Source organism: Streptomyces sp. BE303, from assembly GCF_036290945.1.
Taxonomy (GTDB): Bacteria; Actinomycetota; Actinomycetes; order Streptomycetales; family Streptomycetaceae; genus Kitasatospora.
In genome coordinates this window covers 26,360-50,078 of sequence record NZ_JAQYWZ010000291.1, presented here as the reverse complement: position 1 = coordinate 50,078, position 23,719 = coordinate 26,360, and the positions used below count along the sequence as shown (strand labels likewise).

At 75.2% G+C, this 23,719-nt stretch carries 20 protein-coding genes and 1 pseudogene; 11 read left to right on the top strand and 10 right to left on the bottom strand.

The window, feature by feature from the left end:
* The first annotated feature begins 221 nt into the window (after positions 1–221).
* Positions 222–956 (top strand): SDR family oxidoreductase, encoded by a 735-nt coding sequence (locus tag PUR56_RS02800; protein ID WP_329947707.1) that lies wholly within the window; start codon positions 222–224, stop codon positions 954–956.
* A 227-nt stretch (positions 957–1,183) separates the two neighbouring features.
* Here PUR56_RS02800 and PUR56_RS02795 read toward each other — a convergent pair whose 3' ends face one another.
* From PUR56_RS02795 to PUR56_RS02780, 4 genes are all read right to left on the bottom strand, one after another.
* Positions 1,184–1,906, bottom strand: coding sequence for a dienelactone hydrolase family protein (locus PUR56_RS02795; RefSeq protein WP_329947706.1), 723 nt, complete (start codon positions 1,904–1,906; stop codon positions 1,184–1,186).
* A 233-nt stretch (positions 1,907–2,139) separates the two neighbouring features.
* Complete coding sequence (locus tag PUR56_RS02790) at positions 2,140–2,262, bottom strand: hypothetical protein (protein ID WP_329947705.1); 123 nt, start codon at positions 2,260–2,262, stop codon at positions 2,140–2,142.
* Positions 2,259–2,819 (bottom strand): VOC family protein, encoded by a 561-nt coding sequence (locus PUR56_RS02785; protein ID WP_329947704.1) that lies wholly within the window; start codon positions 2,817–2,819, stop codon positions 2,259–2,261. The genes PUR56_RS02790 and PUR56_RS02785 overlap by 4 nt, the downstream gene beginning before the upstream one ends.
* Positions 2,816–4,066, bottom strand: a complete 1,251-nt coding sequence (locus PUR56_RS02780) for an MFS transporter (RefSeq protein WP_329947703.1) — start codon at positions 4,064–4,066, stop codon at positions 2,816–2,818. The genes PUR56_RS02785 and PUR56_RS02780 overlap by 4 nt, the downstream gene beginning before the upstream one ends.
* Before the next feature lie 533 nt (positions 4,067–4,599).
* Here PUR56_RS02780 and PUR56_RS02775 point away from each other — a divergent pair.
* From PUR56_RS02775 to PUR56_RS02755, 5 genes are all read left to right on the top strand, one after another.
* Complete coding sequence (locus PUR56_RS02775) at positions 4,600–6,744, top strand: hypothetical protein (protein ID WP_329947702.1); 2,145 nt, start codon at positions 4,600–4,602, stop codon at positions 6,742–6,744.
* Positions 6,741–7,655, top strand: coding sequence for a protein phosphatase 2C domain-containing protein (locus tag PUR56_RS02770; RefSeq protein WP_329878019.1), 915 nt, complete (start codon positions 6,741–6,743; stop codon positions 7,653–7,655). Before PUR56_RS02775 ends, PUR56_RS02770 begins: the two co-directional genes overlap by 4 nt.
* 5 nt (positions 7,656–7,660) lie before the next feature.
* Positions 7,661–8,809, top strand: coding sequence for a Gfo/Idh/MocA family protein (locus tag PUR56_RS02765; protein ID WP_329878021.1), 1,149 nt, complete (start codon positions 7,661–7,663; stop codon positions 8,807–8,809).
* 130 nt (positions 8,810–8,939) lie between these two features.
* Positions 8,940–10,343, top strand: a complete 1,404-nt coding sequence (locus tag PUR56_RS02760; protein ID WP_329947701.1) for a UDP-glucose dehydrogenase family protein — start codon at positions 8,940–8,942, stop codon at positions 10,341–10,343.
* Between the two features lies 1 nt (position 10,344).
* Complete coding sequence (locus PUR56_RS02755; protein WP_329878025.1) at positions 10,345–11,289, top strand: NAD-dependent epimerase/dehydratase family protein; 945 nt, start codon at positions 10,345–10,347, stop codon at positions 11,287–11,289.
* Here PUR56_RS02755 and PUR56_RS02750 read toward each other — a convergent pair.
* The 4 genes and pseudogenes from PUR56_RS02750 to PUR56_RS02735 form a co-directional block, all read right to left on the bottom strand.
* The gene (locus PUR56_RS02750; protein WP_329878027.1) at positions 11,241–11,972 is read right to left on the bottom strand and encodes a helix-turn-helix transcriptional regulator; all 732 of its coding nucleotides are present in this window, start codon (positions 11,970–11,972) and stop codon (positions 11,241–11,243) included. The two genes, PUR56_RS02755 and PUR56_RS02750, sit on opposite strands and share 49 nt — an antisense overlap.
* Positions 11,969–12,682 carry a copper homeostasis protein CutC gene (locus PUR56_RS02745; RefSeq protein WP_329947700.1) on the bottom strand — a complete coding sequence of 238 codons (714 nt, stop codon included), beginning with the start codon at positions 12,680–12,682 and terminating at the stop codon, positions 11,969–11,971. The genes PUR56_RS02750 and PUR56_RS02745 overlap by 4 nt, the downstream gene beginning before the upstream one ends.
* Positions 12,683–12,867: 185 nt before the next feature.
* A pseudogene (locus PUR56_RS02740) lies at positions 12,868–13,030 on the bottom strand (glyoxalase/bleomycin resistance/dioxygenase family protein); the annotation flags it as partial.
* Positions 13,031–13,406: 376 nt separating this feature from the next.
* Complete coding sequence (locus tag PUR56_RS02735; RefSeq protein ID WP_329947699.1) at positions 13,407–14,348, bottom strand: NAD-dependent protein deacetylase; 942 nt, start codon at positions 14,346–14,348, stop codon at positions 13,407–13,409.
* A gap of 455 nt (positions 14,349–14,803) precedes the next feature.
* On the opposite strand from PUR56_RS02735, the gene PUR56_RS02730 reads away from it, so the two are divergent.
* Positions 14,804–15,307, top strand: coding sequence for a hypothetical protein (locus tag PUR56_RS02730; RefSeq protein WP_329947698.1), 504 nt, complete (start codon positions 14,804–14,806; stop codon positions 15,305–15,307).
* Between the two features lie 142 nt (positions 15,308–15,449).
* Positions 15,450–16,265: a class I SAM-dependent methyltransferase gene (locus tag PUR56_RS02725; RefSeq protein ID WP_329947697.1), complete on the top strand. Its 816-nt coding sequence runs from the start codon at positions 15,450–15,452 to the stop codon at positions 16,263–16,265.
* 102 nt (positions 16,266–16,367) lie between these two features.
* Here PUR56_RS02725 and PUR56_RS02720 read toward each other — a convergent pair whose 3' ends face one another.
* Together PUR56_RS02720 and PUR56_RS02715 are read right to left on the bottom strand one after the other, a co-directional pair.
* Positions 16,368–16,574 carry a hypothetical protein gene (locus tag PUR56_RS02720; RefSeq protein ID WP_329878039.1) on the bottom strand — a complete coding sequence of 69 codons (207 nt, stop codon included), beginning with the start codon at positions 16,572–16,574 and terminating at the stop codon, positions 16,368–16,370.
* Between the two features lie 516 nt (positions 16,575–17,090).
* The gene (locus tag PUR56_RS02715; RefSeq protein WP_329947696.1) at positions 17,091–18,356 is read right to left on the bottom strand and encodes an MFS transporter; all 1,266 of its coding nucleotides are present in this window, start codon (positions 18,354–18,356) and stop codon (positions 17,091–17,093) included.
* A 208-nt stretch (positions 18,357–18,564) separates the two neighbouring features.
* Here PUR56_RS02715 and PUR56_RS02710 point away from each other — a divergent pair, with 208 nt between their 5' ends.
* The 3 genes from PUR56_RS02710 (at position 18,565) to PUR56_RS02700 (ending at position 23,681) form a co-directional block, all read left to right on the top strand.
* Positions 18,565–19,482 carry a LysR family transcriptional regulator gene (locus tag PUR56_RS02710; protein ID WP_329947695.1) on the top strand — a complete coding sequence of 306 codons (918 nt, stop codon included), beginning with the start codon at positions 18,565–18,567 and terminating at the stop codon, positions 19,480–19,482.
* 190 nt (positions 19,483–19,672) lie between these two features.
* On the top strand, positions 19,673–20,140 hold the full coding sequence (locus PUR56_RS02705; RefSeq protein ID WP_329947694.1) for a hypothetical protein: 468 nt from the start codon (positions 19,673–19,675) through the stop codon (positions 20,138–20,140).
* Between the two features lie 259 nt (positions 20,141–20,399).
* Positions 20,400–23,681, top strand: coding sequence for a tetratricopeptide repeat protein (locus tag PUR56_RS02700; protein ID WP_329947693.1), 3,282 nt, complete (start codon positions 20,400–20,402; stop codon positions 23,679–23,681).
* Positions 23,682–23,719 lie beyond the last annotated feature (38 nt).

Below are 23,719 nucleotides of genomic sequence, written 5' to 3'. Positions count from 1 at the left end.
CTTCCGCGGCACCGATGCGAACACCTCAGCCACGAACGCGGCCAACTCGCCACGGAGTTGCTCAATCTCCCCCAAGTTCACGCCGACCAGGATGCCCGACAGGCCGACCAAGATCAATACAAGTTAACGAAGTACTACTAGCTCACTCATATCTGTGGACTATAGATCCAGAGTCTTCTGGTCTTTCCCTGCCGCCCCCGGGTGAGGGGAGGCTGGGTGCCATGACGACTTCGCAGAAGACTGCTCTGATCACCGGCGCGAACAAGGGCATCGGCAAGGAGACGGCGCGCAGGCTCGCAGCCCGCGGCATCACCGTGCTGATCGGCGCCCGCAACGCCGAGCGTGGCGAGGCTGCGGCCGAGGAGCTTCGCGCGGGCGGCGCCGACGTTCGGTTCGTTCCGCTGGACGTCACCGACGAGACCTCGGTCCAGGCCGCCGCCAAGCACATCGACGCCACGTTCGGTCGCCTCGACATCCTCGTCAACAACGCCGCGATCGCCGCCGGACCGCAGAAGCCGAGTGAGACCCCGGCCGCCACCGTCCGGCAGGTCTACGAGACCAACGTGTTCGGCGTCATCGCGGTGACCCACGCCATGCTCCCCCTGCTCCGCCGCTCCGCCGCCGCACGCATCGTCAACATGTCCAGCGAACTCGGCTCCCTCACCCACCTGGCCGACCCGGACAGCCCGTGGTCCTCCTACTCCTCGGTCCTCCTCCCTTACTGCACCTCGAAGAGCGCGCTGAACGCGATCACCTTGCTCTACGCCGGTGAACTGCGCGCCGAAGGGATCCTGGTCAACGCGGTGAGTCCCGGCTACTGCGCGACCGACCTCAACCGCCACACCGGGATACGCACGGCGGAGGAGGGCGCGGCCGTGGCGGTCGACCTGGCGACGGCGGGCGAGGACGGCCCGACGGGCGCCTTCTTCGCCGAGGACGGGCCGATTCCCTGGTGAGACCGTGCCGCCCGCGGCCGAGCTGCTTGTTGCTCGTGGACGACGAGGGTGACGGCGACGCCGGAGGAGCGGATCTCCCCGGCGGCTTCACCGCGCCCTCCGGCTCGGGGCCTTCGATACGCGGCCCCCGGCCCCCGGGGCCACCGGTCGGCGGTACCCGCCGGGATCTCGGCGGGTACCGGCGCCGTCCACCGCCTACCGTCTGCCGACGGCTCGGCGGCCCGGCCTCACTTCAGGTGCCGGCCGAAGAACCGGACCCCGTCCTCCACCTCGAACCAGGGCGTGCCGGTGTGCCCGCCCAGGTTGGAGTGCAGCGTCTTCTCCTCGGCGCCGAACGCGTCGAACAGGTCCAGGGCCCGCTGCCGGGGGTTCCCCTCGTCGTCCCACTGCAGCAGGAAGAGCAGCGGGACGGTGACCTGCCGGGCTTCCTCGCGCTGGGCGCGGGGCACGTAGCCCCCGGCGAAGAACCCGGCCGCCGCGATGCGCGGCTCGACCGCCGCCAGCCGGATGCCGACGGCCGTCCACCCCGAGTACCCGACCGGGCCGCCGATCCCGGGCAGAGCGAGGAGGGCGTCCAGGGTGGTCCGCCACTCCGGGACCGCCCTCTCGACCAGTGGGCCGATGAAGGATTCGAAGATCTCGTCGACCGGCTCGCCGGCCTGCACCGCCCGGCGGATGTCGGCCCGGGCCCGGTCGTCGGCGGCGGAGCGGGGCCGGTCACCGCACCCCGGGGCGTCGATGGAGGCCACCGCGTAGCCGTGCGCCGCGGAGTGCCGGGCCCGGGCCACCAGCCGGGACGCGCTCTTGGGCAGGCCGTTGTTGTGGGCCATCAGGATCAGCGGCAGCGGTGCCGCCGATTCAGGGGTCCACAGGGTGCCGGGGATCTCCCCGAGGGTGAATTCGCGTTCGAGGACGCCGTCGTCGAGGCGCTGCTCGGAAGTGAAACGCATGGTCATGCCTTTCGGGAGTGCTCGTGAACGGCGCTCCCGGGCGACCTACCGCCCGACCATGACCCCGCAAGGGAGCACCCATGTCGATCCTGCGTTCACGGGTACCACCTCCTCGGTCTCTCGCACGGCCTCCGGAAACGTAGCAGTGGCCGCAGTCGTCCGCCAACAGGTTTTCGCGGAGGCTCCCCGGCCGGATGCCACGGAGCCGGAGCGCTCCGCCGAGCCCTCGGCGGTCATCCTGCCGGGGCCTCGGGCGTCTGCTCGACGAGGGTGGCGGTGGCACGGTCGGGGAACTCGCAGAACCGGCGGTGTTCGTCGTCGTCGAAGCGGAGAGTCGAAGCCCTGACCGGGCTCACGCCCGGCCCTGGTCCACGGCACCGGCACCGGCGCCGGCACCGGGTACGGCGTCGTCCGGCGCGCGGGACGGGCCGGGGGCGTACAGCTCCAGGTGCATGCCCCAGGGGGTGAGGACGTAGACCCAGCGGGTGCCGGCCACCGGGTGGGCGGCGTGGATGGTCTGCGGGTCGGCGAGGACCCGCACGCCACGGGCGCGCAGGTACGCGGCGGCCGCGTCCACGTCGGCGACGCGCAGGGCCAGGTGGTGACCGCCCCAGTCGCTGTTGGCCGGCTGGACGCGGCGCTGGTCCGGAGCCTCGTACTCGAAGAGTTCCAGCTCCAGTCCGTCGGGCAGGCGGACCACCGCGACCATGGCCCGGGCCCTCGGGTGGACGTTCAGGTGGCGGGCCATCCAGTCGCCGTCGTCCTCCACCGGCCCGGCCCGGTAGACCTCGGTGGCGCCGATGACGCCGGTGAAGAACTCGACCGCCTCGTCCAGGTCGGGGACGGTGTAGGCGGCGTGGTGAGCGCCCAGCAGCCCGGGCAACGCGCGCGTCAGGGGGTCGGTCGTGGTCACGGCTGGAGCTCCGGGGTGGTGGTAGGGGCCGGCGCGGCGGCCGGGACACCGGCGCGCAGGATCAGCACAGTCAGGACGGCCGCGCCGGCCAGCAGCAGCGGGACCAGCAGGAACCCGGCGCCGGGACTGATCCGGTCGGAGAGCGCGGCCAGCAGCATCGGGGCGGCCCCGAAGGCCGTCCCCGAGGCGTAGCCCATCCGGCTGGAGGCGGCGTCGGGCCCGTTGGTGGCGGTGTCCAGGACCAGCACGATGGCCATCGGGAACTGCAGGGCCATCCCCAGGCCGCAGACCACCAGGCCGCCGACCGCGACGGCGGGTGCGGTCGAGGCCCAGAACAGCGCGAAGCCGACGGCCGAGAACGCGAGCGAGCCGAGCAGGACCGCCCCGGCGGGGAAGCGCAGGGTGAACCGGGCGCCGAGCAGTCGCCCGACGAAGATCCCGACGACCAGGGCCGCGCCGGCGGCGGTCGCGCCGGCGGCACTCACCCCGGCGTGTTCGCGCAGGTAGTCGGACTGCCACTGGGTCAGGCAGACCTCGACGCCCGCCACCGCGACGATCACGCCGAGGGCGGCCAGGAAGAGCCGGGGGTCACCGCGCCCGGTCACGGCGGGGGCGGGGGTCCGGCCGGCCGGTCCGCCGGCGGACCGGCCCTGCGACGTCGTCGCGTCCGCCACCTGGTGACCCGAGGGCAGCCGGTGGCGCAGCAGCCGGCCGAGCAGCACGACCGCCAGCACGAGGACGGCGGTCACCGCGATACCGGGCCGCCAACCGAGGTCGGCGCTCACCGAGGCCCCGACGATCAGCGGCGCCAGCAGCCCGATCCCGGACATCGCCGCGTTCGCCTCGCTGATGGCGGCCGGCCCCGCCGCACCGTGGTGGTCGCTCAGCGAGGGCCAGATCGCGGTCAGCGCCACACAGCCGAAGAAGGCCGTCAGCAGCGTCGCGCCGAGCGTCTGGACGGTGCCGTGCGCCAGGGCGAGCAGCAGGGAGCCGACGGCCACCCCGCCCATCGCGCCCCAGAGCGTCCGGCTGCGGCCGAACCGGGCCACGAGGCGCGGGAACAGCGGTGCGCAGAGCAGCATCGCCAGCGAGAAGGCGGTGCCGTGCAGGCTCGCGACGAAGCGGCTGGTGTGCTGCTCGTCGCGCAACAGGGGCACGAGCGGGCCGAATCCGAAGACGAAGTACCCGTACGCGGCGATCTGCGCGTAGAGGAGCCACGTGGTGGCGTCCCTGGTCAGTCGAGGCATTGGCCGAAGTTAGCGCTACGCCGGGCGGAACGTCTGTACGCGGCTGTGGTACCCGACCGGGTACCCCGGCCGTGCGCCGCATCCGGCCATGCCGCAACGGGCCGACGGCGTGTCAGCATCACGACTCCGGCACGATGCCCGGTGCCGACGCCGATGCCGCCGGGACCGGTCGGGCGGCGCCGAACGGCCGGGGGGCTGACGCCGCACGTCGGCGAGCGGCTCCGGAGCACCCGCGGGCGGCGCCCTGCACGACGACGGAACGGCGCCGACCGCGACGACGGTGCCGGCGCGCCGCACGGCGTCGCGCCGCATCGGCGGCACACGACGAGTGCGGCACGCCCGGGGCACGACAGCGCGAGAAGGCGGCCGACGTCCGCGGCACCGTCGTGGCACGAACACGGCGCGAACACGACGCGAACGCGGCGAAGTCTCGTCAGGGGCACGGCGAAAGCACGGCACGGCACGCGAACGGTCCGGCACGGAAACGGCCCGGTGGGAACAGCCCGCCGGCGTCGACGGAGGGGAGCTCGGGGATGGACACGGTGCACAGCGGCAGGGTCCGGGTCAGCGGGGCGGTGATGACGCACCCGCGCCGGGCAGACCTGGCACGGGAGTTGATCGGCCGCTGCCGGCCGGAGGAACTGGACCTGGTGCTCGACCCGGAGCCGGACGGCCCGCCGACCGGACTGCGCACCGCCGTGGCGGCCTGGTCCTCCGTCCCGGCCGGCTCGACCCACCACCTCGTGCTCCAGGACGACGCGGTGCTCACCCCCGGCTTCTTCGACCACGTGCGCGCCGCCGCCGAGGCCGCGCCCGACGCCGCCCTGTCCTTCTACACGCACTGGCAGTCGCGCAACGCCGCCGCCGTCCGCCTGGCCGTGCTCTCCGGACACCGCTGGGCCCCCGCCACCGGCGAGTACACCCCGACCGTGGTCCTGCTGCTGCCCGCCCCGGTCGCCGCCGGGTTCGGCGCGTACGCCCGCGAGCACGGTGCGACCTGGGCCGACGACGTGGTCATGAGCCGCTACCTGCGCGAGCACGGGGTGCCGACGTACCTCTCCGCGCCGAACCTCGCCGACCACGCGGACGTGCCGAGCATGCACGCCAACGGCGGCCACGGGCCTCGGCGTGCGGCCTGCTTCGCGCCGGTCGCGCCCGGCGCGTCGTGGGAACTCGACGGCGGTCTGGCGAAGTTGGACGCGATCCCGTTCTTCAAGCACGGCCGGGCCCAGGTCGCCACCCGGCTCGGCGACGGCGGCTGGGCCGGCATCGAAGCCCACCGCTACCTGAGCAGGCTGGGCCTCGACGCGCAGGACACCGCCAAGCGCCTCGACGACCTGCTCGCCGAACCGGCTCCGGGCCGGGACGTCGTCCTGGCCGAGGTCGACCGGCCCGCGCTGCTCGCCCACTGGCAGACCGCCCTGCTGATGGGCGTGGTGACGGCCACCCGGACCGGGGCGGCCGCCGGCCCCGACGGCGTGCTCGCCGATTCGGCGCTCGCCACGCTCGGCGCCGGCGGGCTCTGCACCCGGTTCGGCGACGACGACCTCGTCAGGCTGCGCCCCGGGCTCCTGGATCTGGCGCGCTCCGGGTACGCGGAAGGGCTCGCCGCCGGCGCCCGGCTCGGCGCCGCGCCGACCGGGGGCGGCCCCGCCCGCCCGGCCCGGGCGCGTCGCGTCGTCGTGTCCGGCCCCGGGGCGCAGCCGACGGCGCCGACCGCTCCCGCCGCCCCGGCGGCCGTCCCGGCAGGCGTGGCCGGCGTGGCCCACGCGGCCGACGTCCATGACGTCCATGACGTCCACGGCGCGCAGGACGTGCGCGACGCGGACGGCTCCGAGCTGGCGGCGGCCCTGGCCCGCGCACTCGCCGACGGGGAGTGGGACGTCACCCTGTGGGGCGGGCAGGGCCCGGAGTACCCCGGCGTCCGGCACGCGGAGCCCGGCGCCGGGCTGTCCGGTGCCGCCGCCGTCCTCCAGGTGCTCGCCGACGATCCGGTGCATCGGGCGACGGCCGCGGGGGTCACCCTCGCAGCCGCCGAGGAGGCCGGTGTCGGGACGGTGGTGCTGCTCGTCGACGCGGCCGGAGCGGCGCCCCTCGGACCGGTGCCGGGCGCGACGGTGCTCCGGCACGACCTGGTCTACGGGCCGGGCATCCAGTCCGGCTCGGTGCTGGAGCAGGCCGTACGCGGGTCGCTGCTGGCCCGGCCGATCCGGATCCCCGACCAGCCGGGCCGGCGCTGGCGGCCGGTCTTCGTCGACGACCTGGCCGAGGCGGTGGACCGGGCGCTGCGCCTGCCGCCCGCCGAGGGCCAGGTGGACGTCCGCGGCGTACGGCCGATGGGCGTGGCCGACCTCGCGGAGGCGGCCTCCGCCGCGGTCCGCCCGGTCCCGGTCGAGGTGACCGGGGCGGTCGGGGCGCCGGGCGCCGAGACGAACGGCTCGGACGACCGTCGGGCCGGCGGACCGGAGGACGTCGTCGCCGTGCTCGGCCGGCGGCCCCGGACGGAGCTCGCGGACGGCCTTCGCGCCTGGTCCCAGTGGCTGGCCTACGAGGCCGAGCCCCGCCCCCGCACCGCGCGACGGTCCGGCCCCGGGCCGCTCGCCGGACCCGCCTCCGCCGCGGAATCCGGTCCCGCGACCGCGGCGCACGCCGACGACGCGACCGGGGGCGGCCGATGAGCACCGTCCCGTTCTCCACCGAGGCCGCCAGCATCCCCTCCCCCGGCGGCGCCAACGAGGACCTGGTCCTCACCGGACCGCACTTCGCCCTGGTCATCGACGGCGCGACCGCCGAACCCGGGGCCAGCACCGGCTGCGGCCACGACGTACGGTGGCTGGTCGCCGAGGTCGGGACCCGACTCGCCCGCGGCCTGCTGCACGACCCCGACGCCCGCCAGCCCCCGCGCGAACTCCTCCACGACGCGCTCACCGACCTCGCTACCGAACACGGCCGGACCTGCGACCTCGACAACCCGTGCAGCCCGACCGCCACCCTCGCCCTGCTCCGGCTCACCGGCGACACGGTCGAACACCTGGTGCTCGGCGACTCCACGGTGGCGCTGCGCGAGCACTCCGGCGCCGTCCACGCGGTCACCGACGACCGGCTGGAGCGCCTGATCCACCTGCCCTGGGCCGAACTCCGCCGCCACCGCAACCGGCCCGGCGGGTTCTGGGTGGCCGGCCCCAGGCCGGAGGCGGCCCGGCAGGCCCTGGTCGGACGCCGTCCGGTGGCGTCGCTCTCCGCCGCCGCGCTGCTCACCGACGGCGCGGCCCGCCTGGTCGAGCGCTACGACTGCTCCTGGCCGGACCTGCTCGACCTGCTGGAGGCCGAGGGCCCGGTGCAGTTGGTCGAACGGGTGCGGACCGCCGAACTGCGCACCGCGCCCGGCCGGTTCCCCGGCAAGCACCAGGACGACGCCACCGCCGTGCTCTGCCGCTTCGAGCGCGACGACCGCTACCACCGCACCGGCGACCACGCCCGCGCGGAGAGCGGCAGCGACGGCCGGGCCGACGGCGGCGAAGCGGTCACCGAGCCCGGCACCCGCACGAGCGCCACCGCGACCGACGGCAGCGGCCGGGGAACGGAGTGAACCCCGTGCCCGAGGACCACCTCGACCTCCGGGACCACCAGGACGGCACCGCGCCGTTCGGTGTCGCGTTCGTCGGCTGCGGCTACGTCGCCGACCTCTACGCGGCGACCCTGCCCAACCACCCGTCCCTCCGCCTGACCGGCGTCCACGACCGCGACCCGGCGCGGAGCGCCGCCTTCACCGCCCACCACCGCGTCCCCGGCTACCGCAGCCTCGACGCGCTGCTCGCCGACCCGGCCGTCGACGCCGTGGTCAACCTCACCAACCCCGAGAGCCACTACGAGGTGACCCGCGCCGCCCTGCTGGCCGGCAAGCACGTCTACGTCGAGAAGCCGCTGGCCACCGACCTCGAACGGGCCCGTGAGCTGGTCGAACTCGCCACCGGGCGCGGCCTTCGGCTGGCCTCGGCACCGTGCGGGCTGCTCGGCACCGCCGCGCAGACGGCGTGGCGCGCCCTGCGCGAGGGCCGCATCGGGACGCCCCGGCTGGTCTACGCCGAACTGGACGACGGTCCGATCCTGCGGATGCCGTTCCACGAGTGGATCAGCCCGTCCGGGGCGCCCTGGCCCTACCTCGACGAGTTCGAGACGGGGTGCACCGTGGAGCACGCCGGCTACTGGCTGACCTGGCTGACCGCCTTCTTCGGCCCGGTTCGCGAGCTCACCGCCTTCGCCACCCTCCTCGCCCCCAACCCCCATGTCCCACCCGGGACTCCGCTCGCACCGGACTTCTCGCTCGCCGTCCTCTCGTTCGAGAGCGGGGTGACGGCCCGGCTGACCACCAGCATCCACGCGCCCAAGGACTACTCGCTGCGGGTGATCGGCGACGACGGCCTGCTGACCGTCGCCGACTCCTGGCAGTACGACTCGCCGGTCACCGTCCGCCGGCACCCGGACGGCGTCCCGGAGACCGTGCCGCCCGCCGAGGGCCCCGCGCGCCCCTTCCGCTACCCCGGCACCCACGACATGGACTTCGCCCGCGGGGTGGCCGAACTCGCCGTCGCCGCAAGCGGATCACGCCCGACCGGGTTGCCGCCGGACCACGCCCTGCACGTCCTGGAACTCACTCTGGCGATCTCCGGGGCGGGACCCGGCGCCGTCATCCGTCCCACCACCACCTTCGCGCCCGTCCCACCGATGCCCTGGGCCCGGTGAGCAGGACCGCGACTCCCGACCGCGGCACCGCAGCACGCCGCGCGGCACAACCCGCACAAGCACGCCACGCACGACCCGCACCACTCTCACCCCTCGCACCACGAGCAGCGATCAGGAGCAGTGAGGAGCAATGACCAGACCCATGCCTCCCGACCATTCCGTACACGACCGGCCGGGGCTGTCCTTCCTCGGGACCGGCTACCTCGGCACCACCTACGCCGCCTGCTACGCCGAACTCGGCCACCGCGTGATCGGCCTGGACGTCGACACCGCGAAGGTCGCCGCCCTCAACGCCGGCACGGTGCCCTTCCACGAGCCCGGCCTCACCGAGCTGGTCCGGCGCGGACTGGCCTCCGGGCGGCTGGAGTTCACCACCGACCCCGCCGTCGCGGCCGCCGGGGCCGACGTGCACTTCCTGTGCGTCGGCACCCCGCAGCGGCCGGACGGCACCGGCGCCGACCTCGACCAGGTCGCCGCCGCGGTGCGCACGCTGGCCCCGCACCTGCACGGCCGGGCCCTGGTGGTCGGCAAGTCCACCGTGCCGGTCGGCACCGCCGAGTGGATCGAGCGGCTGCTGCGCAAGCACGCACCCGACGACGCCGACCCCGAGGTCGCCTGGTGCCCGGAGTTCCTCCAGGAGGGGCACGCCGTCGACGACGTGCTGCGCCCGGACCGGATCGTGGTCGGCGCGCGCGGTGACTGGGCTCGCGAGACCCTTGCCCGGGTGCACGACGGCGTGCACGAGCTGGCCGCCCGCGAGGGCCGGGAGATCCCCGTCCTGGAGACCGACTTCGCCACCGCCGAGCTGGTCAAGACGGCCGCCAACGCCTTCCTCGCCACCAAGATCTCGTTCATCAACGCGATGGCCGAACTGTGCGAGGCGTCCGGGGCGGACGTCGCCGCGCTCGCCCGGGCGCTGGGCCACGACTCCCGGATCGGACCCGAGTTCCTGCGGGCCGGGGTGGGCTTCGGCGGCGGCTGCCTGCCCAAGGACATCCGCGCCCTGCAGGCGCGTGCGCACCAGCTCGGGGCGGGCGCCGCGGTGCGGTTCCTGCACGAGGTCGACCTGATCAACCAGCGCCGCCGTGAGCGGGTTCTGCAGCTCGCGGGGGAGCTGCTGGACCGCACCGCCGGCCCGGCCGGACCGGAGCTCGCGGGCAGCCGGATCGCCGTCCTCGGCGCGACCTTCAAGCCCGACTCGGACGACGTGCGCGACGCGCCCGCGCTGGCGGTGGCGCGGATGCTGCACGGCGCCGGTGCGCTGGTGCGGGTCTACGACCCGCTCGGCCGGGAGAACGCGCGTCGCAGCCACCCCGAACTCGCCTACGCGGAGAGCCTGGAGGCGGCCTGCGCGGACGCCGACCTGCTCTGCGTGCTCACCGAGTGGGCGGAGTTCCGCACCGCCGACCCGGCCGCGCTGGCGCCGCTGGTCAGCGGGCGCCTCGTGATCGACGGCCGCAACTGCCTGGACCGCCAGGCGTGGCACGCGGCCGGCTGGACGTACCGCGGCCTGGGTTGGAAGGAGGCGGCCTGAGATGGCCGGTGACCGGAAGGAGGAGGGCCTGATGACCGGACGGCCCGCAGAACGGACGATCCTGGTGACCGGAGGGGCCGGCTTCGTCGGCGGCAGGCTGATCGGCAGCCTGGTGGCGACCGACCCCTCGGCGCGGATCGTCTCGGTGGACAACTACTTCACGGGTACGCCCGAGCGTCACGTGGACCACCCGAACGTGCGTTACCTGCACGGCGACACGGCCGACGTGGTCACCCTGTGGACCGATCGGAGCCTGCCCCCGCCGACCGTGGTGTACCACCTCGGCGAATACTCGCGCATTCCGCAGTCCTTCGAAGAACCGGACCGTGTCTGGGAGTTCAACCTGCGCGGCACCAAGGAGGTGGTCCGGCTCTGCCGTCTGCACGGCGCCAAGCTGGTGTACGCGGCGTCCAGTTCGAAGTTCGGCAACGACGGCCGGGACGAGCACCTCAACCCGTACGCCTGGACCAAGGCCAAGAACATCGAGTACATCCGCAACACCGCGCAGTGGTTCGGCCTGGACCACGTGATCACGTACTTCTACAACGTCTACGGGCCCGGCCAGATCGCCACCGGCTCCTACGCGACGGTGATCGGCATCTTCGAGGAGCAGTTCCGGGCCGGCCTGCCGTTGACGGTGGTCGAACCGGGCACCCAGAGCCGCGACTTCACGCACATCGACGACATCGTCGAGGGGCTGCTGCTGTGCGCGGAGCGCGGCTCCGGGGACGGCTACCTGCTGGGCCGGGGCGAGGAGCACCGACTGGTCGACGTGGCCCGGATGTTCGGGACCGAGATCGAGATGGTGACGGCCCGCAGAGGTGAGCGGGTCGGCGGCCGGGCGGACAACTCCCTGGCACGGGAGCTCGGCTGGGAGCCCAGGATCTCCCTGCCCGACTACATCGCCGAGTTCGTCGCCACCCGGGGGCCGGTGCCGGTCTCCTGAGCACCGACGGGGTCGACGATCCCGTAGCGCAGGGCGATCGCCACCGCCAACGTCCGGTTGGGACAGTTCAGTTTGGCCAGCACCATGGTGACGTGGCGTTTCGCGCCGTGCACCGAGATGCCCAGCCGGGCGGCGATCTCCTTGTTGCTCAACCCCTCGACGAGCAGCCCGAGGGTCTGCCGCTCCCGCCCGGTCAGCGCCCCGCCGGCCACCCCCGGCAGGCCGCCGCGCTGGTCCGGCACCCGCGGACCGGTTCGGACCCGGCCGGGCGCCGGCAGGCGGCGGAGCACCAGCCGGCGCAGCGAATCCTCAAGGACGGCGGTGGTCAGCTGCTCCAGCGGCAGGAAGCCGTCGACCCGGGCGGTGGCCCAGGATCCCGGCTCCCGTGCGGCGTTGGCGCCGAGCAGGACGAGCAGCCGGGCCTCACCGCGCGGGGTGGCGAACACCGCCCGGGCCCACGGGGCGACCTCCTCGGCGCAGACCAGGACGACCACGTCGGCCTGCCAGAGTTCGACGGGCGAACCGATCCGGTCGTGCGGCTTGGTGGTCACCTCCCCCACCAGGGGCAGGGCGCGGAGCATGCCGGCGATCCCGTGACGGTGCATCTCGCCCTCGGCGACCACCGTCACCGCGAGGGCGGCTCCGCGCCCGGGAGGGGCGGCGGGCCCGCCCGGCTCGGTCACGACGCGCCCCCCAGCAGCTCGGCCCACACCCGGACCGCAGCAGGGTCGACGGGGCGGTCCCAACTGCCCTGCGGGCGGGCCCGGGTGCCGACGTGGAAGGCGTTCACACCGCCCGCGAGCAACGGCGCCGCCTCCGGTTCGCGCAGCGTCCCGCCGGCGATCAGCCGGGGCACGGCCCCGCGCTCGCCGGGGACACCGCGCCCGGCCAGCGCCCGGTGTTCGGCGAGCAGGGTGGTGAGGCCCTCCGCGACGCCCTCCCGGCCCCCCGAACTGAGCACCGCGTCGAGCCCGGGAAGTCCGGACAGCGCCGCCCAGGCCGCCGATCGGTCGGCGGCGAAGTCGATCGCCTTGTGGAAGGTCCACGGACGCCCGTCCAGCACCTCCAGCACGGCCTCGACGGCCGGCAGGTCCACCGCGCCGTCGGGCGTCAGGAACCCGAGGACGAACTCCTCCGCCCCGGCACACAGCAGTTCCCGGGCCCGTTCCCGCAGTACCTGAACCTCGCCCGCGGCGAAGCCGTCCGCCTCGCGCACCATCACGCGCACCGGCAGGTCGACCGCCGCACGCACCTCCCGCACCGTCTCCGCCGACGGCGTCAGCCCCCACCTCGCCATGTCACTAACCAGTTCGATTCGATCCGCACCCCCGTGCTCGGCAGCCCGGGCGTCCCCCGCGTCCAACGCGATCACTTCAAGCATTGGTCTAGACATACCGGAATGATCTCACAGCGCCTCCGACCGGGCTGTCGTGTCCGCATAACAGAATCACCGGGCGGGCGCCGGGACTTCGCGTAGGCGGACATCCCTCACCGTAGGCGGGTACGAAGGGCGGTTCGATCCCAGAGATCTGGGATCGAATGCGCCATGCCCCCCCCGGGCCGGCAAGCCCCAATCGCGGGCTCGCCCTCGACGAGGACGAGCTTGAGCGGGGGCTCGGCGCGGCGAAGTTCGCGTAGCCGGGGCGGCGCCTGGCCGGCCCGGCACCGACAAACTTGGAGCAGAAGGCGACGGAGCCTTCGAGATCGGCGACGCACACGGAGCGAGCCGAACACGGGACATGACGGTCTCCCCGACCAGGGTGTCCCCGGCGCACCAGGCCGAGCGGGCCGGTGACCCGCTCTCGGAGGAGATGGTCGAGGCGCGTGCCGGTGATCTTCTCCAGCGCGGGCCCGGGCGTCACCGGCGGGATCGGAGCGGACGCAGGCGCGCGCCGCCGGGGGTGCACCCGCGACGGCCTGCGGGGCGGGTGGGAGAACGGCGGCGGTCACGGCCGCGACGGTCAGCACGGCGGCGGTGAGCGCCGTGGTCCGGGTGAAGGTCATGACGCACTGTGCGCGGACCGCCCCGGGCCGGGCGGGCGCAACACTCCGCAGGGTCCTCCGACGGGCCCAGCCCGGCCACGCGCCGCGCCGGGACGGGCCCGGGACGGGGGACGTCAGGGCGCCACAGGCGCCCCGAGCCGGTCGGCCAGGGTGGCCAGTGCGGCACCGAGCGGGAGGTCGGCCCGTACGGCGGCGAGGTCGTCGGCGCGGGTGGGCCCCTGGTTGACGATGGCGACGGGCTTGCCGGCGCGGGCGGCGCGACGGGCGAAACGCAGGCCCGACAGGACGCTCAGGGAGGACCCGAGGACGAGCAGCGCGCGGGCGTCGTCGACCAGGTCGTAGCAGTGCTGGACCCGGGGCACGGGCACGTTCTCGCCGAAGAAGACCACATCGGGCTTGAGGACTCCGCCGCACACCTCGCAGGGGGCGATCCGGAAGGACTGCGCCAGCTCGGCGGGCAGGTCGGCGTCCCCGTCGGGGTTGGCCGGCACGGTCTCGGCCAGGGCCCGGACCTGGGCGGGGAAGGCGCGGTTGAGGGCGTGCAGGCGCTGGTCCAGGCGCTCGCGCGGGGTCGTCCGCCCGCAGTCCAGGCAGACCACCCGGTCGAGCGAGCCGTGCAGCTCGACGGCGTCCGTCGTGCCTGCGGCCCGGTGCAGGCCGTCGACGTTCTGGGTGATGACCCCGGAGACGAGCCCCGCCCGGCGCAGCCGCTGCACCGCGTGGTGGCCCGCGTTGGGACGGGCCCCGACGATGGTCCGCCACCCGAGGTGGCTGCGCGCCCAGTAGCGCCGCCGGTTGCCCTCGGCGGCCAGGAAGTCCTGGTAGGTCATCGGGGTGTGGCGGCGCAGGCTGCCCGTCGGACCCCGGTAGTCGGGGATCCCCGACTCGGTGGACAGGCCGGCGCCGCTGAGGACGGCGACGCCGCCCGCCACCAGCAGACCGGCGAGCCGGTCCAACGACGGGAGTGCGCCGTGTCCTTCGGCCGCGTTCCCGCCCGCCGCGGTCCCGACGACTCCCGCCGGCCCGACGCGGTGCTCGTGGTCGCCGCTGCTCATGCGGGCAGCCTAACGCGCGGTGCCCGCGGGTGCCCCGGTTCGGCCGATACGGGACGGCCGGTCCCCGCGCCGGGTGGCACGGGGTCGGCGCCGGGCGGTCACGGTCGCCACGCCGGACACGACCGACCCGGCGCCGCGAGCGGTGCCGTCCACGGTGGGCGGGGCGGTGGTGAGCGCGCCGCGGACCGTCGCCGAAGCGCGATGGGGCCTCCACCGTCCGGGGGAATCCCCCGTGGACAACGGTAGGCGCACCCCGGAGCGGGAAGGCAGGCGCATGTCCGAGGAGGGTGCGGGCCGCCCGCTCACTGGCCCGCGCGCCCCCTCGCCCGGGTCCGCGCAGCCGCGCGGACCCGGCACCACGCCGGCCCGGGGACCGTACGGGCACCGGAGCACCCGAGCACCGGAACGTACGGGCCCCGGTGCCTGCGCACCCGAGAACACGAGGTACCCACGACATGACGACCCCCCTCAACCGCAGGAACGCCCTGCGCATGGCATCGGCGGCAGCCGTCGGCGCGGGCGCGGCCGTCGGCCTGGCCGCGCCGGCCCGCGCGGCCCGACGGGCCCGCACCCTGACGCTGACCGGCAGACGCGCCTCGGCCAACATCCCGGACGTCCTCACCACCGGCACGCCGTACTTCGTCCACTACGAACTCCTGGACGCGGAGGGGAGTCCGGCCGGCACCGAGAGCGCCCACTGCCTGCCCGTCACGGTCGGGACGGACGGGGCCCTCGTCATCGCCACCCTGGTCCTCCGCCTGACCGACGGGACGCTCACGGCCGCCACCGCCTTTCCCCGCCCGCTGCCCGCGCTGACCGAGGTGCTCACGGCGCCCAGGCAGTGGTCCCACACGTTCGCGGTCACGGGAGGCACCGGGGCCTACGACGGCGCCACCGGGGAGATCGCGATCGACCACATCAGCCGGGAGGAGGACGTCCTCACCGTCACCCTGGGCTGAGCCCGCACGAGGCCGGGCGCCGACCGGGCGCCGACCGGGCCGCCCCGACGCGGCGGGCCGGACGGGGCCCGGCGGGGGCGATTCGGCCGGACGGCACAAAACGGCTTGAGCACCGCTCCGACCGCTGACTAGCGTGCCTGTCATGACCAAGACTCCGGCACCGACCGACTGGCGCGCGACCAACCGCGCGAACTGGGACGAGCGCGTCCCGATCCACGCCGCCAGCGAGTTCTACGACATCCCCGGCTTCGTCGCCGGCAAGGGCGGGCTGCGGGACTTCGAACTGGACGAGGTCGGTGACGTCGACGGCAAGACCCTGGTCCATCTCCAGTGCCACATCGGCCTGGACACCCTGGCATGGGCCCGGCGCGGAGCCACCGTCACCGGCCTCGACTTCTCCGAACCGGCCCTCGCCGTCGCGAGGGACGTCGCGAACCGGATCGGCGCCACCACGGCCCGGTTCGTCACCGCCGACGTGTACGACGCCGTCGACGTGCTCGACGCGCAGACCTTCGACATCGTCTACACCGGCCTGGGCGCCCTGTGCTGGCTCCCGGACATCGAGCGCTGGGCGCGGACGGCGGCCTCCCTCGTGACCCCGGGCGGCTTCCTCTACCTCGCCGAGTTCCACCCGTTCGGCGACACCCTCGCCGAGGACGGCCGGACCGTCGAGCTGGACTACTTCCACGACGGGCCGACCGTCTGGGACGAGCCCGGCACCTACGCCGAGCAGAACGCCGCGACGACCGCGAACGTGACGGTCGAGTGGCAGCACGGTCTCGGGGAGGTCATCAGCGCCCTCACCGCCGCCGGACTCCGCCTGGAGTTCCTGCACGAGTACGACTACACGCTGTTCGCCCGGTTCCCCGTCCTGGAGCAGAACGCGGGCTACCGCTTCCCCGAGGGCCGGCCGCGCGTCCCGCTGATGTACTCGCTCCGTGCCACGAAGCCCGAGTAGGCGCACCCCCGAACCGCCCGAACCGCCCGAGCCACAGAGGGCTTCGGGGCTTCGGGCAAAGGAAAACGCCCCGGAGCCGGAGCTCCGGGGCGCGGGGGTGGATCAGCCGTTGCTCCGGTCGAACCACTGCAGCCAGTTGGCGCGCGGACCGACGAGGCCGACCGCGGCGTTGCCGGCCTGGAGGCCCGACTGCGCGGAGGGCTGGTGGCCCCCGCCGTGCGCCACCGCGACGGTCGGCGTGACGACGGCAGCCGCAGCGGCGACGGTCGCGATCACGGCGAACTTGCGGAGATTTCCACGAACCGACATCTCAGGTTCTCCTTGGTCAAGGGTTCAGTAGCTGGCTTCCGCCAACCCGGACGGGTCCGGGCGGAGACACGTTTGCACACGAACGTGGAAAGGGTGGGATTCTCGCAAGCCGAACGGTGCGAACGGGTGAGAAGTTACCTCCTGAGGGTGAGTCAGGTGGCGCCGTCCGGAGCCGGGGCCGGCTCCCACCCGGGCGCGGGCGCCCCTCCCGGTGCATCCGCACCAGGGCGGTGTCCACGACGCGTTCCGCCCCGCCGGCGACGAACGCCAGCTCGTAGAGCGACAGTCCGGGTTCCACCGCGCTCCCTCCCCCGACCCGTTCGACCGACCGTTCCCCTGACCGCGCTTCCGGCGGCGCCCCCAGCCTACGGACGGCCTCCGACAACCCCGGCCCGCCCGGTCCGCCCTGCCCGCAAGGTCCCGGCGCCCGGGTGTCGGAACCCGGCAGCGACCCGGGGCGGTTGCACGGCCCCGGAGTCCGGCGGGACCGGAGCCGTCCGCCCGCGTCCCCGCTCGTCACCCGCGGGGAGGGGCGGGCGGACCGGGAACGGTGGACGGACCGGGGAGGAGGGCGGCGGCCAGCGGGGCCGCCGCGGCGAGGACGCCGCCGAGCCACATCACGGCCGCCGGGCCGAGGCCGTCGACGATCCGCCCGCCGGCCAGGGCGCCCAGGGCGATGGCCGCGTTGAAGACCGCGACGAACAGCGCCGACGCGCCCTCGGTCGCGTCGGGGGCGGCCCGGGTGAGCCAGGTCTGCGTGGTCACCGACACGCCCCCGTACGCGAGGCCCCAGAGTGCCACCAGGACGACCGCGCCCGGCACGCCCCTGCCGACCACGGGCAGCGCCAGGACGCTGACGGCGAGCGCCGCACCGATCCCGGCCGCCGACGCCCGCACACCGCGGCCCACGACGGCGCCGGCCACGAAGTTGCCCACGATCCCCCCGGCCCCGTAGACCAGCAGCAGCACGCCGACCTGCCCGGCCGAGGCACCCGACACCTCTTCGAGGACGGGACTCACGTAGGTGTACGCGGCGAAGTGCCCGGTCACCAGGAGGGCGACGACGATCAGCCCGGTCCGCACCCCGGGGACGGCCGCCAGCCGCAGGACCCCGCCCAGGCCGAGCGCGCGTTCGGCGGGCAGCGGCGGGACCAGCAGCGCCACGGCTGCGGCGACGAGCAGCGCCAGACCTCCGAGCACGGCGAAGGCCGCCCGCCAGCCGGCCGACCCGCCGAGGAAGGCGCCCGCGGGGACGCCGAGGACCGAGGCGAGCGCGACGCCGCTGAAGGCCGTCGCGGTGGCTGGCCCGGCCGAGGCGCGCGGCACCAGCCGGACCGCCACCCCGGCGGCGAGCGACCAGACACCGCCCATCGCCAGTCCGACCAGGACCCGGGCCGCGACCATGACCGCGAACACCGGCGCCCACGCCGCCAGCAGGTTGGCGGCCCCCAGCAGGACCAGCAGCACGCAGAGCGCCCGCCTGCGGTCCCACCGGCCGAGCGCGGACGTGAGCGGCGGGGCGGAGACGGCGGCCACCAGCCCGGTGACGGTGAGCGTCAGTCCGGCGGTGCCCTCGGTGACGTCCATCGCGCCGCCGATCGGGGTGAGGAGCGCGACGGGCAGCATCTCGGAGGTGACGACGGCGAAGGTCGCGGCGGCCACCGCGAGGACGGCCGGCCACCCGCCCGGCGGGCGCGCGACCGGGGCGGAGGGGAGCGACGAGGACGAGGGCGGGAAGGGCGGCCGCGGGGCGGCGGTCGGTGTCAGGGAGTGCTCTGCCATGCGTCCCAGCCAACGCGTCGGCGCAGGTGGGAACAAGGACGGATCACTCACGCTTCCATGAGTCGGGCTCATCGATCGATTCGCCCGCCGTCACGTCCGCACATCCCACATCCGTCACATCCGCCGAATCCGTCACATCCGCCGTATCCGCCGTATCCGCCGCATCCGTGCTCCGGGCGACCGGCGCGCGCCGAGAGGAGTCCCCGCCATGGGCAGTCCGGACCTGCGGGAGCTGGAGTGCTTCCTCGCCGTCAGTGAGGAGCTCCACTTCGGCCGTGCCGGCGAGCGGCTCCTGGTCTCGCAGAGCCGGGTCAGCCAGCTGGTCCGTTCGCTGGAGCGCCGGATCGGGACCCGACTGCTGGACCGCACCAGCCGCCGGGTGCGGCTGACTCCCGCCGGGAAGGACTTCCTGGCCGAACTCGCGCCCGCCTACGCGGCGTTGCGAGGCGCGGTCGACCGAGCGACCCGCGCGTCCGCGCAGGGGGTGCGGGGGCTGCTGAGGGTCGGGTTCCAGGGCAGCGCCGGCGCCGGCTTCACGGCCGCCGTCACCGCGTTCCGGCGGGAACGGCCCGACTGCGCCGTCGAGATCACCGAACTCCCGCTGGCCGACCCGTTCGGCGCGGTGCGCCGGGGCGACGTGGACACCGCGGTCGTCCTGCTGCCGGTCGTCGAGGAGGGCCTGACCCTGGGGCTGGTGTTCTCCCGGCAACCGCACTACCTCGCGGTCGCCCACCACCACCCGTGGTCCGGGGCCGCCTCGGTCGACGCGGAGCAGCTCGCCGGCACGACCCTGATCGACCTGGCGCGTACCGCACCCGCCTACTGGCGCCGGGCCCAGGTGCCCGACCGCACGCCCGACGGCGTCCCGATCCCCACCGGTCCCGAGGTCCGCACCCTGCAGGAGGGCCTCTCGCTGGCCGCCGGCGGCCAGGGGGCCATGCTGCTCTGCCGGCCGACCGCCGACCACCACCGGCGCGAGGACCTCTGCTACCTGCCCGTCACCGGTCTGCCGGACTCCGCCCTGGGCCTGGTGTGGCGCGCCGGTGACGAGTCGGCTGCGGTCCGCGGCTTCGCCGGCGCCCTGGCCGCGGCCGTCCGGGCGGCGCCGGGCCCGGCCCGGGCGTAGGCGCACGGGTTCGGGCACCGGCGACGGTCCCACGCCCCGCACCCCGCACCCCACGCCCCCACGGGTGCGCCCACCCGTCCGAGTGGTCCGCCGCCGTGTCCCGCGCGCCCGGCGGTGGGGCACGTCGATGCTGACGGTGGCGCGGCCGGACCCGGCCCGCGCCCGAGCAGCGACGAAACGGGTGAGCGCGATGTCCCAGAACCTGTTCCACCGATCCCTCCGGGCCGCCTGCGCGGTGGTGCTCCTGACCGCCGGTCCGGTCGCGGCGGCCACCGTCTGCGGCGCCGACCTCGCGGTCACTGTCGCCGATCCCGCGCCCGTCCACGACGGCGGCTTCACGTTCCTGCACCCCGTGGTGAGGAACACCGGTGGCATCGCCACCACCGAGCCGTTCACCCTGGCCGTCCACCTGCCGCCCGGGGTCGTCGGCACCGGCACGGCCCCCGGCGGCACCTGTTCCACCGGACCGCACGGCCACACCGTGACCTGTACGTTCCCGGCCGGCCTGGACTCCGGTGCCACCGCCGGCGCCGAGGTCCGGATCTCCGTCGCCTCGGGCATGGACCCGGAGGTCCTCCGGGGAACCGTGGAGGTCGCCCTCCCCGGCGACCCGACCCCGGCCGACAACTCCGCCACGTTCGACATCGAGGTCCTGTAGGCCCGTCCGCCCGGGGCCGCCGCACCGCCGCCCGGGACGGCGGCCGGGGCGTGCACCGCCCGGCGGGAGCCCCGCCCGGCGGTGCACGCCGGGGACCGCCGAAAGTAGAGACATCCCCGGGCCCGATTCACTACCGTCGTTCCGACGGGGTTCGGGTGCGCGGCCGTCGGCCCGCGGTCGACGGCCCGCAGGGCGACCTGACGGCAGGTGGCCGGACCACGGTCGGCCCGCGGCCGGCCGGTCTCGGCAGGGGGTGGGAATGGCACAGGCGAAGAGGCGTCTGTCGCGTGCGGAGGCGGTGCGGCAGCGGGCCGGGGCCCAGTTCATCGGCCGACGGGCGCAGTTGGCCCTGTTCGTGGAGAACCTCGGCAAGGATCCCGATCCGGACGCCGGGCCGGACCCGGCGGACTTCCTGTTCCACGTGCGCGGGGTGGGCGGGGTCGGCAAGTCGACACTCCTCGCGCAGTGGCGGGAGGCGGCCCACCGGGCCGGAGCACTGACCGCGCTGGTCGACGACACCGACGTCCACGGCGTCGAGACCACGCTGACCGCACTCGCCCGCCAGCTGGCCGAACAGGCGGGCCCGCTCAGGGAGTTCGACAAGGCGGTCGAGCAGTACCGGCGGGCGCTGCAGGCCTCCGCCGAGCGCGTGCCCGAGCAGTCGCCCGGCGCGGAGGCGGCGTCGCTGCCGGCACGGCTCGTGACACAGGCGGCGTTCGGCGCCGCCTCGGTGCTGCCGGGGGCGGGCGTGGTCGCGGCCATCGCGAGTCCGGAGACCGTCGCGCAGGGTGCGGACCGCCTCGTCGCGGGCGTGCGGCAGCGGCGGCGCGGCGGCGACGGGGACGAGTCGGCACTCAGCCGCGCCTTCGTGGCCGAACTCGGCCGGATCTGCGAGCGCGACCGGGCACGGCGACCGTGGATCGTGCTGTTCCTCGACACCTGGGAGGTGACCGGCCGCTACCTCGACGGTTGGCTGAGGGAGACCATCGACGACGCGTTCGGCGCCCTGCCGCTGGAGGTCGTCTTCGTCCTCGCCGGGCGGGACGAGCTCGCCGAACGCGAGTGGGCGCCGTGGCGGCCCGTCCTGGTGGACGTGCCGCTGGAGGTGTTCACCGAGCAGGAGGCCCGCGACCTGCTCGCCGCCCGGGGCGTCACCGATCCCGGTGTGGTCGACGCGGTCCTCCGGATGTCGATGCGGCTGCCGCTGCTGGTCGCCCTCCTGGCGCACGCCGACCCCGGCGCGGTCGACGTCGTCGCCGACGTCGGCGCGGACGTGGTCGACCAGGCCGTCGTGCGGTTCCTCCAGTGGATCGCCGAACCCGAGCGCCGCGAGACGGTGGTGGCCGCGGCGCTGCCGCTGCAACTGAACCAGGACCTGTTCGCCTGCGCCGTCCCTGACGCCGAACCGGCCGCCTGGGAATGGCTGTTGGGCCAGCCCTTCGTGGCCGGGCACGGCGACTTCCGGCAGTACCACGCCGTGGTCCGCACCAGCATGCTCCGCCGTCGCCGCACGCAGTCGCCCCGGCTGTGGACGGCCGCCCACTCCCGCCTCGCCGAGTACCACGCCGCCGCCCGGACGTCGGCGGAACAGCACCTCCAGGTGTCCCGGCGGACCGCAGACCCGCGGTGGCGCCGGCACCTGCTCAACGAGACCTACCACCGGCTGTGCGCGGATCCGCTGGCCGGTCTGCCCGCGGCCCTCGAACACACCGCCCGGACCGCCGGTGAGGCCCCGGACGCCCTGGCCGTGTGGGCGGAGATGCTCCACCAGGCCGCCCAGGACAGCGCCGACGCCGACCTTACCCGCTGGGCCGACCTGATCAAGTCGGCCGCCGCCGGTGAGCAGCCGGTCCTGGAGACCCTCGGCGTGCTCACCGCCCCGGTCCTGCCCGCCCGCGTCCGGGCCTGGGCCCTCACCCACCGGGGCTACCAGAACTTCATCGAGGACCGCGACGACGACGCGCTCGCCGACCTCGACCTGGCCGTCGCCACCGCGGCCGGTCTCTCCCAGACGCTCGCCTACCGTGGCCGCGTGCACAGTTGGCACGCCCGCTACGAGCAGGCCCTGGCCGATCTCGGTGCCGCGCTGGCCCTCGACCCGGGCAACGCCTGGGCGCTCGCCCGGCGCGGGGAGACCCACCAACTGGCGGGCCGTGCCGAGGAGGCGATGATCGACTTCACCGCCGCGCTGGCCCTCGACCCCGACGACGCCTGGGCGCTCGGCTCGCGCGGCCAGGCCCACCGCCAGGCCGGCCGACCCGACGAAGCCGTCACCGACCTCACCGCCGCCCTCGCCCTCGACCCCGAGTACGCCTGGGCCCGGGTCCAGCGCGGCGAGGCGTACCGGCAGACGGGCCGGTTGGAGGAGGCCGTCGCCGACCTCAGTGCCGTCCTGGCCGTCGACCCCGAGGACATCTGGGCGCTCGGCTCGCGCGGCCAGGCCCACCGCCAGGCCGGCCGACCCGACGAAGCCATCACCGACCTCACCGCCGCCGTCACCCTCAACCCCGAGTACGCCTGGGCGTTCGCCGAACGGGGCGAGGCCCACCGCCAGACCGGCCGGCTGGAGGAAGCCGTCGCCGACTTCACCGCCGCACTCACCCTCGACCCCGCCTATGCCTGGGCCCTCGCCGGGCGCGGCGAGGCGTACCGGCAGGCGGACCTCCCGGAGCAGGCGATCGCCGACCTCACCGCCGCGCTCGCCCTCAGCCCGTCGGACGTCTGGGCGCTCCGCGCCCGCGGCCAGGCCCACCGCCAGGCCGGCCGACCCGACGAAGCCGTCACCGACCTCACCGCCGCCGTCACCCTGAATCCTTCCTACGCCTGGGCGTTCGCACTTCGGGGCGAGGTGCACCGGCTCGCGGGCGACCTGGAGGAGGCGGTGGCCGACTTCGACACGGCGCTCGCGCTCGATCCGGACGACGGCTGGACGCTCGGCTCGCGCGGTCAGGCCCACCGTCAGGCGGGCCACGCGGAGCAGGCCGTCGCCGACCTCACCGCAGCGCTCACCCTCAACCCCGAGTACGTCTGGGCCCACGCCGAGCGGGGCCAGGCGCACCGTCAGGCGGGCCGGTCGGCCGAGGCCGTCGCCGACCTCGCCGCCGTCCTCGCCCTCGATCCCGCCGACACCGCGGTGCGGTGCGCCCTCGTCGCGGCGTACCGGCACGACGGACAGCTCACGGCCGCACGGGAGGCCCTGCGCGAGGTGCCACCGGCGGACGCGGCGACCGCGCCGGTCCTGGCGGAGGAGGCCATGCTGCGGTTGTTCGAGGCGGGGCGGGCGGCCTCGGCCCCCGAGTGGAGCGCCTTCCTCGAAGCCCCGTACGGCGATCCCGAGGACCCCTTCGAGGTGGCGGTCCGGCAGTTCGTCCACGGCCTCGTCCTCGGGGACACCGCTCCGGACGGCCTGGCACGCGCCTTCCTCGCCGTGGCCGGCGCGCGTGCCGTGCTCGCCGACATCCGCCTGTACGTGGCCGAGCTGACCCACGCGGAGCCGCCCGTCTCCGCCCGGGCCGAGGCAGCTCTGCGGCTCCTGGGGTAAGGCGGTAGGGCCGGCGGCGCCGGGCCGGCAGGAGACGG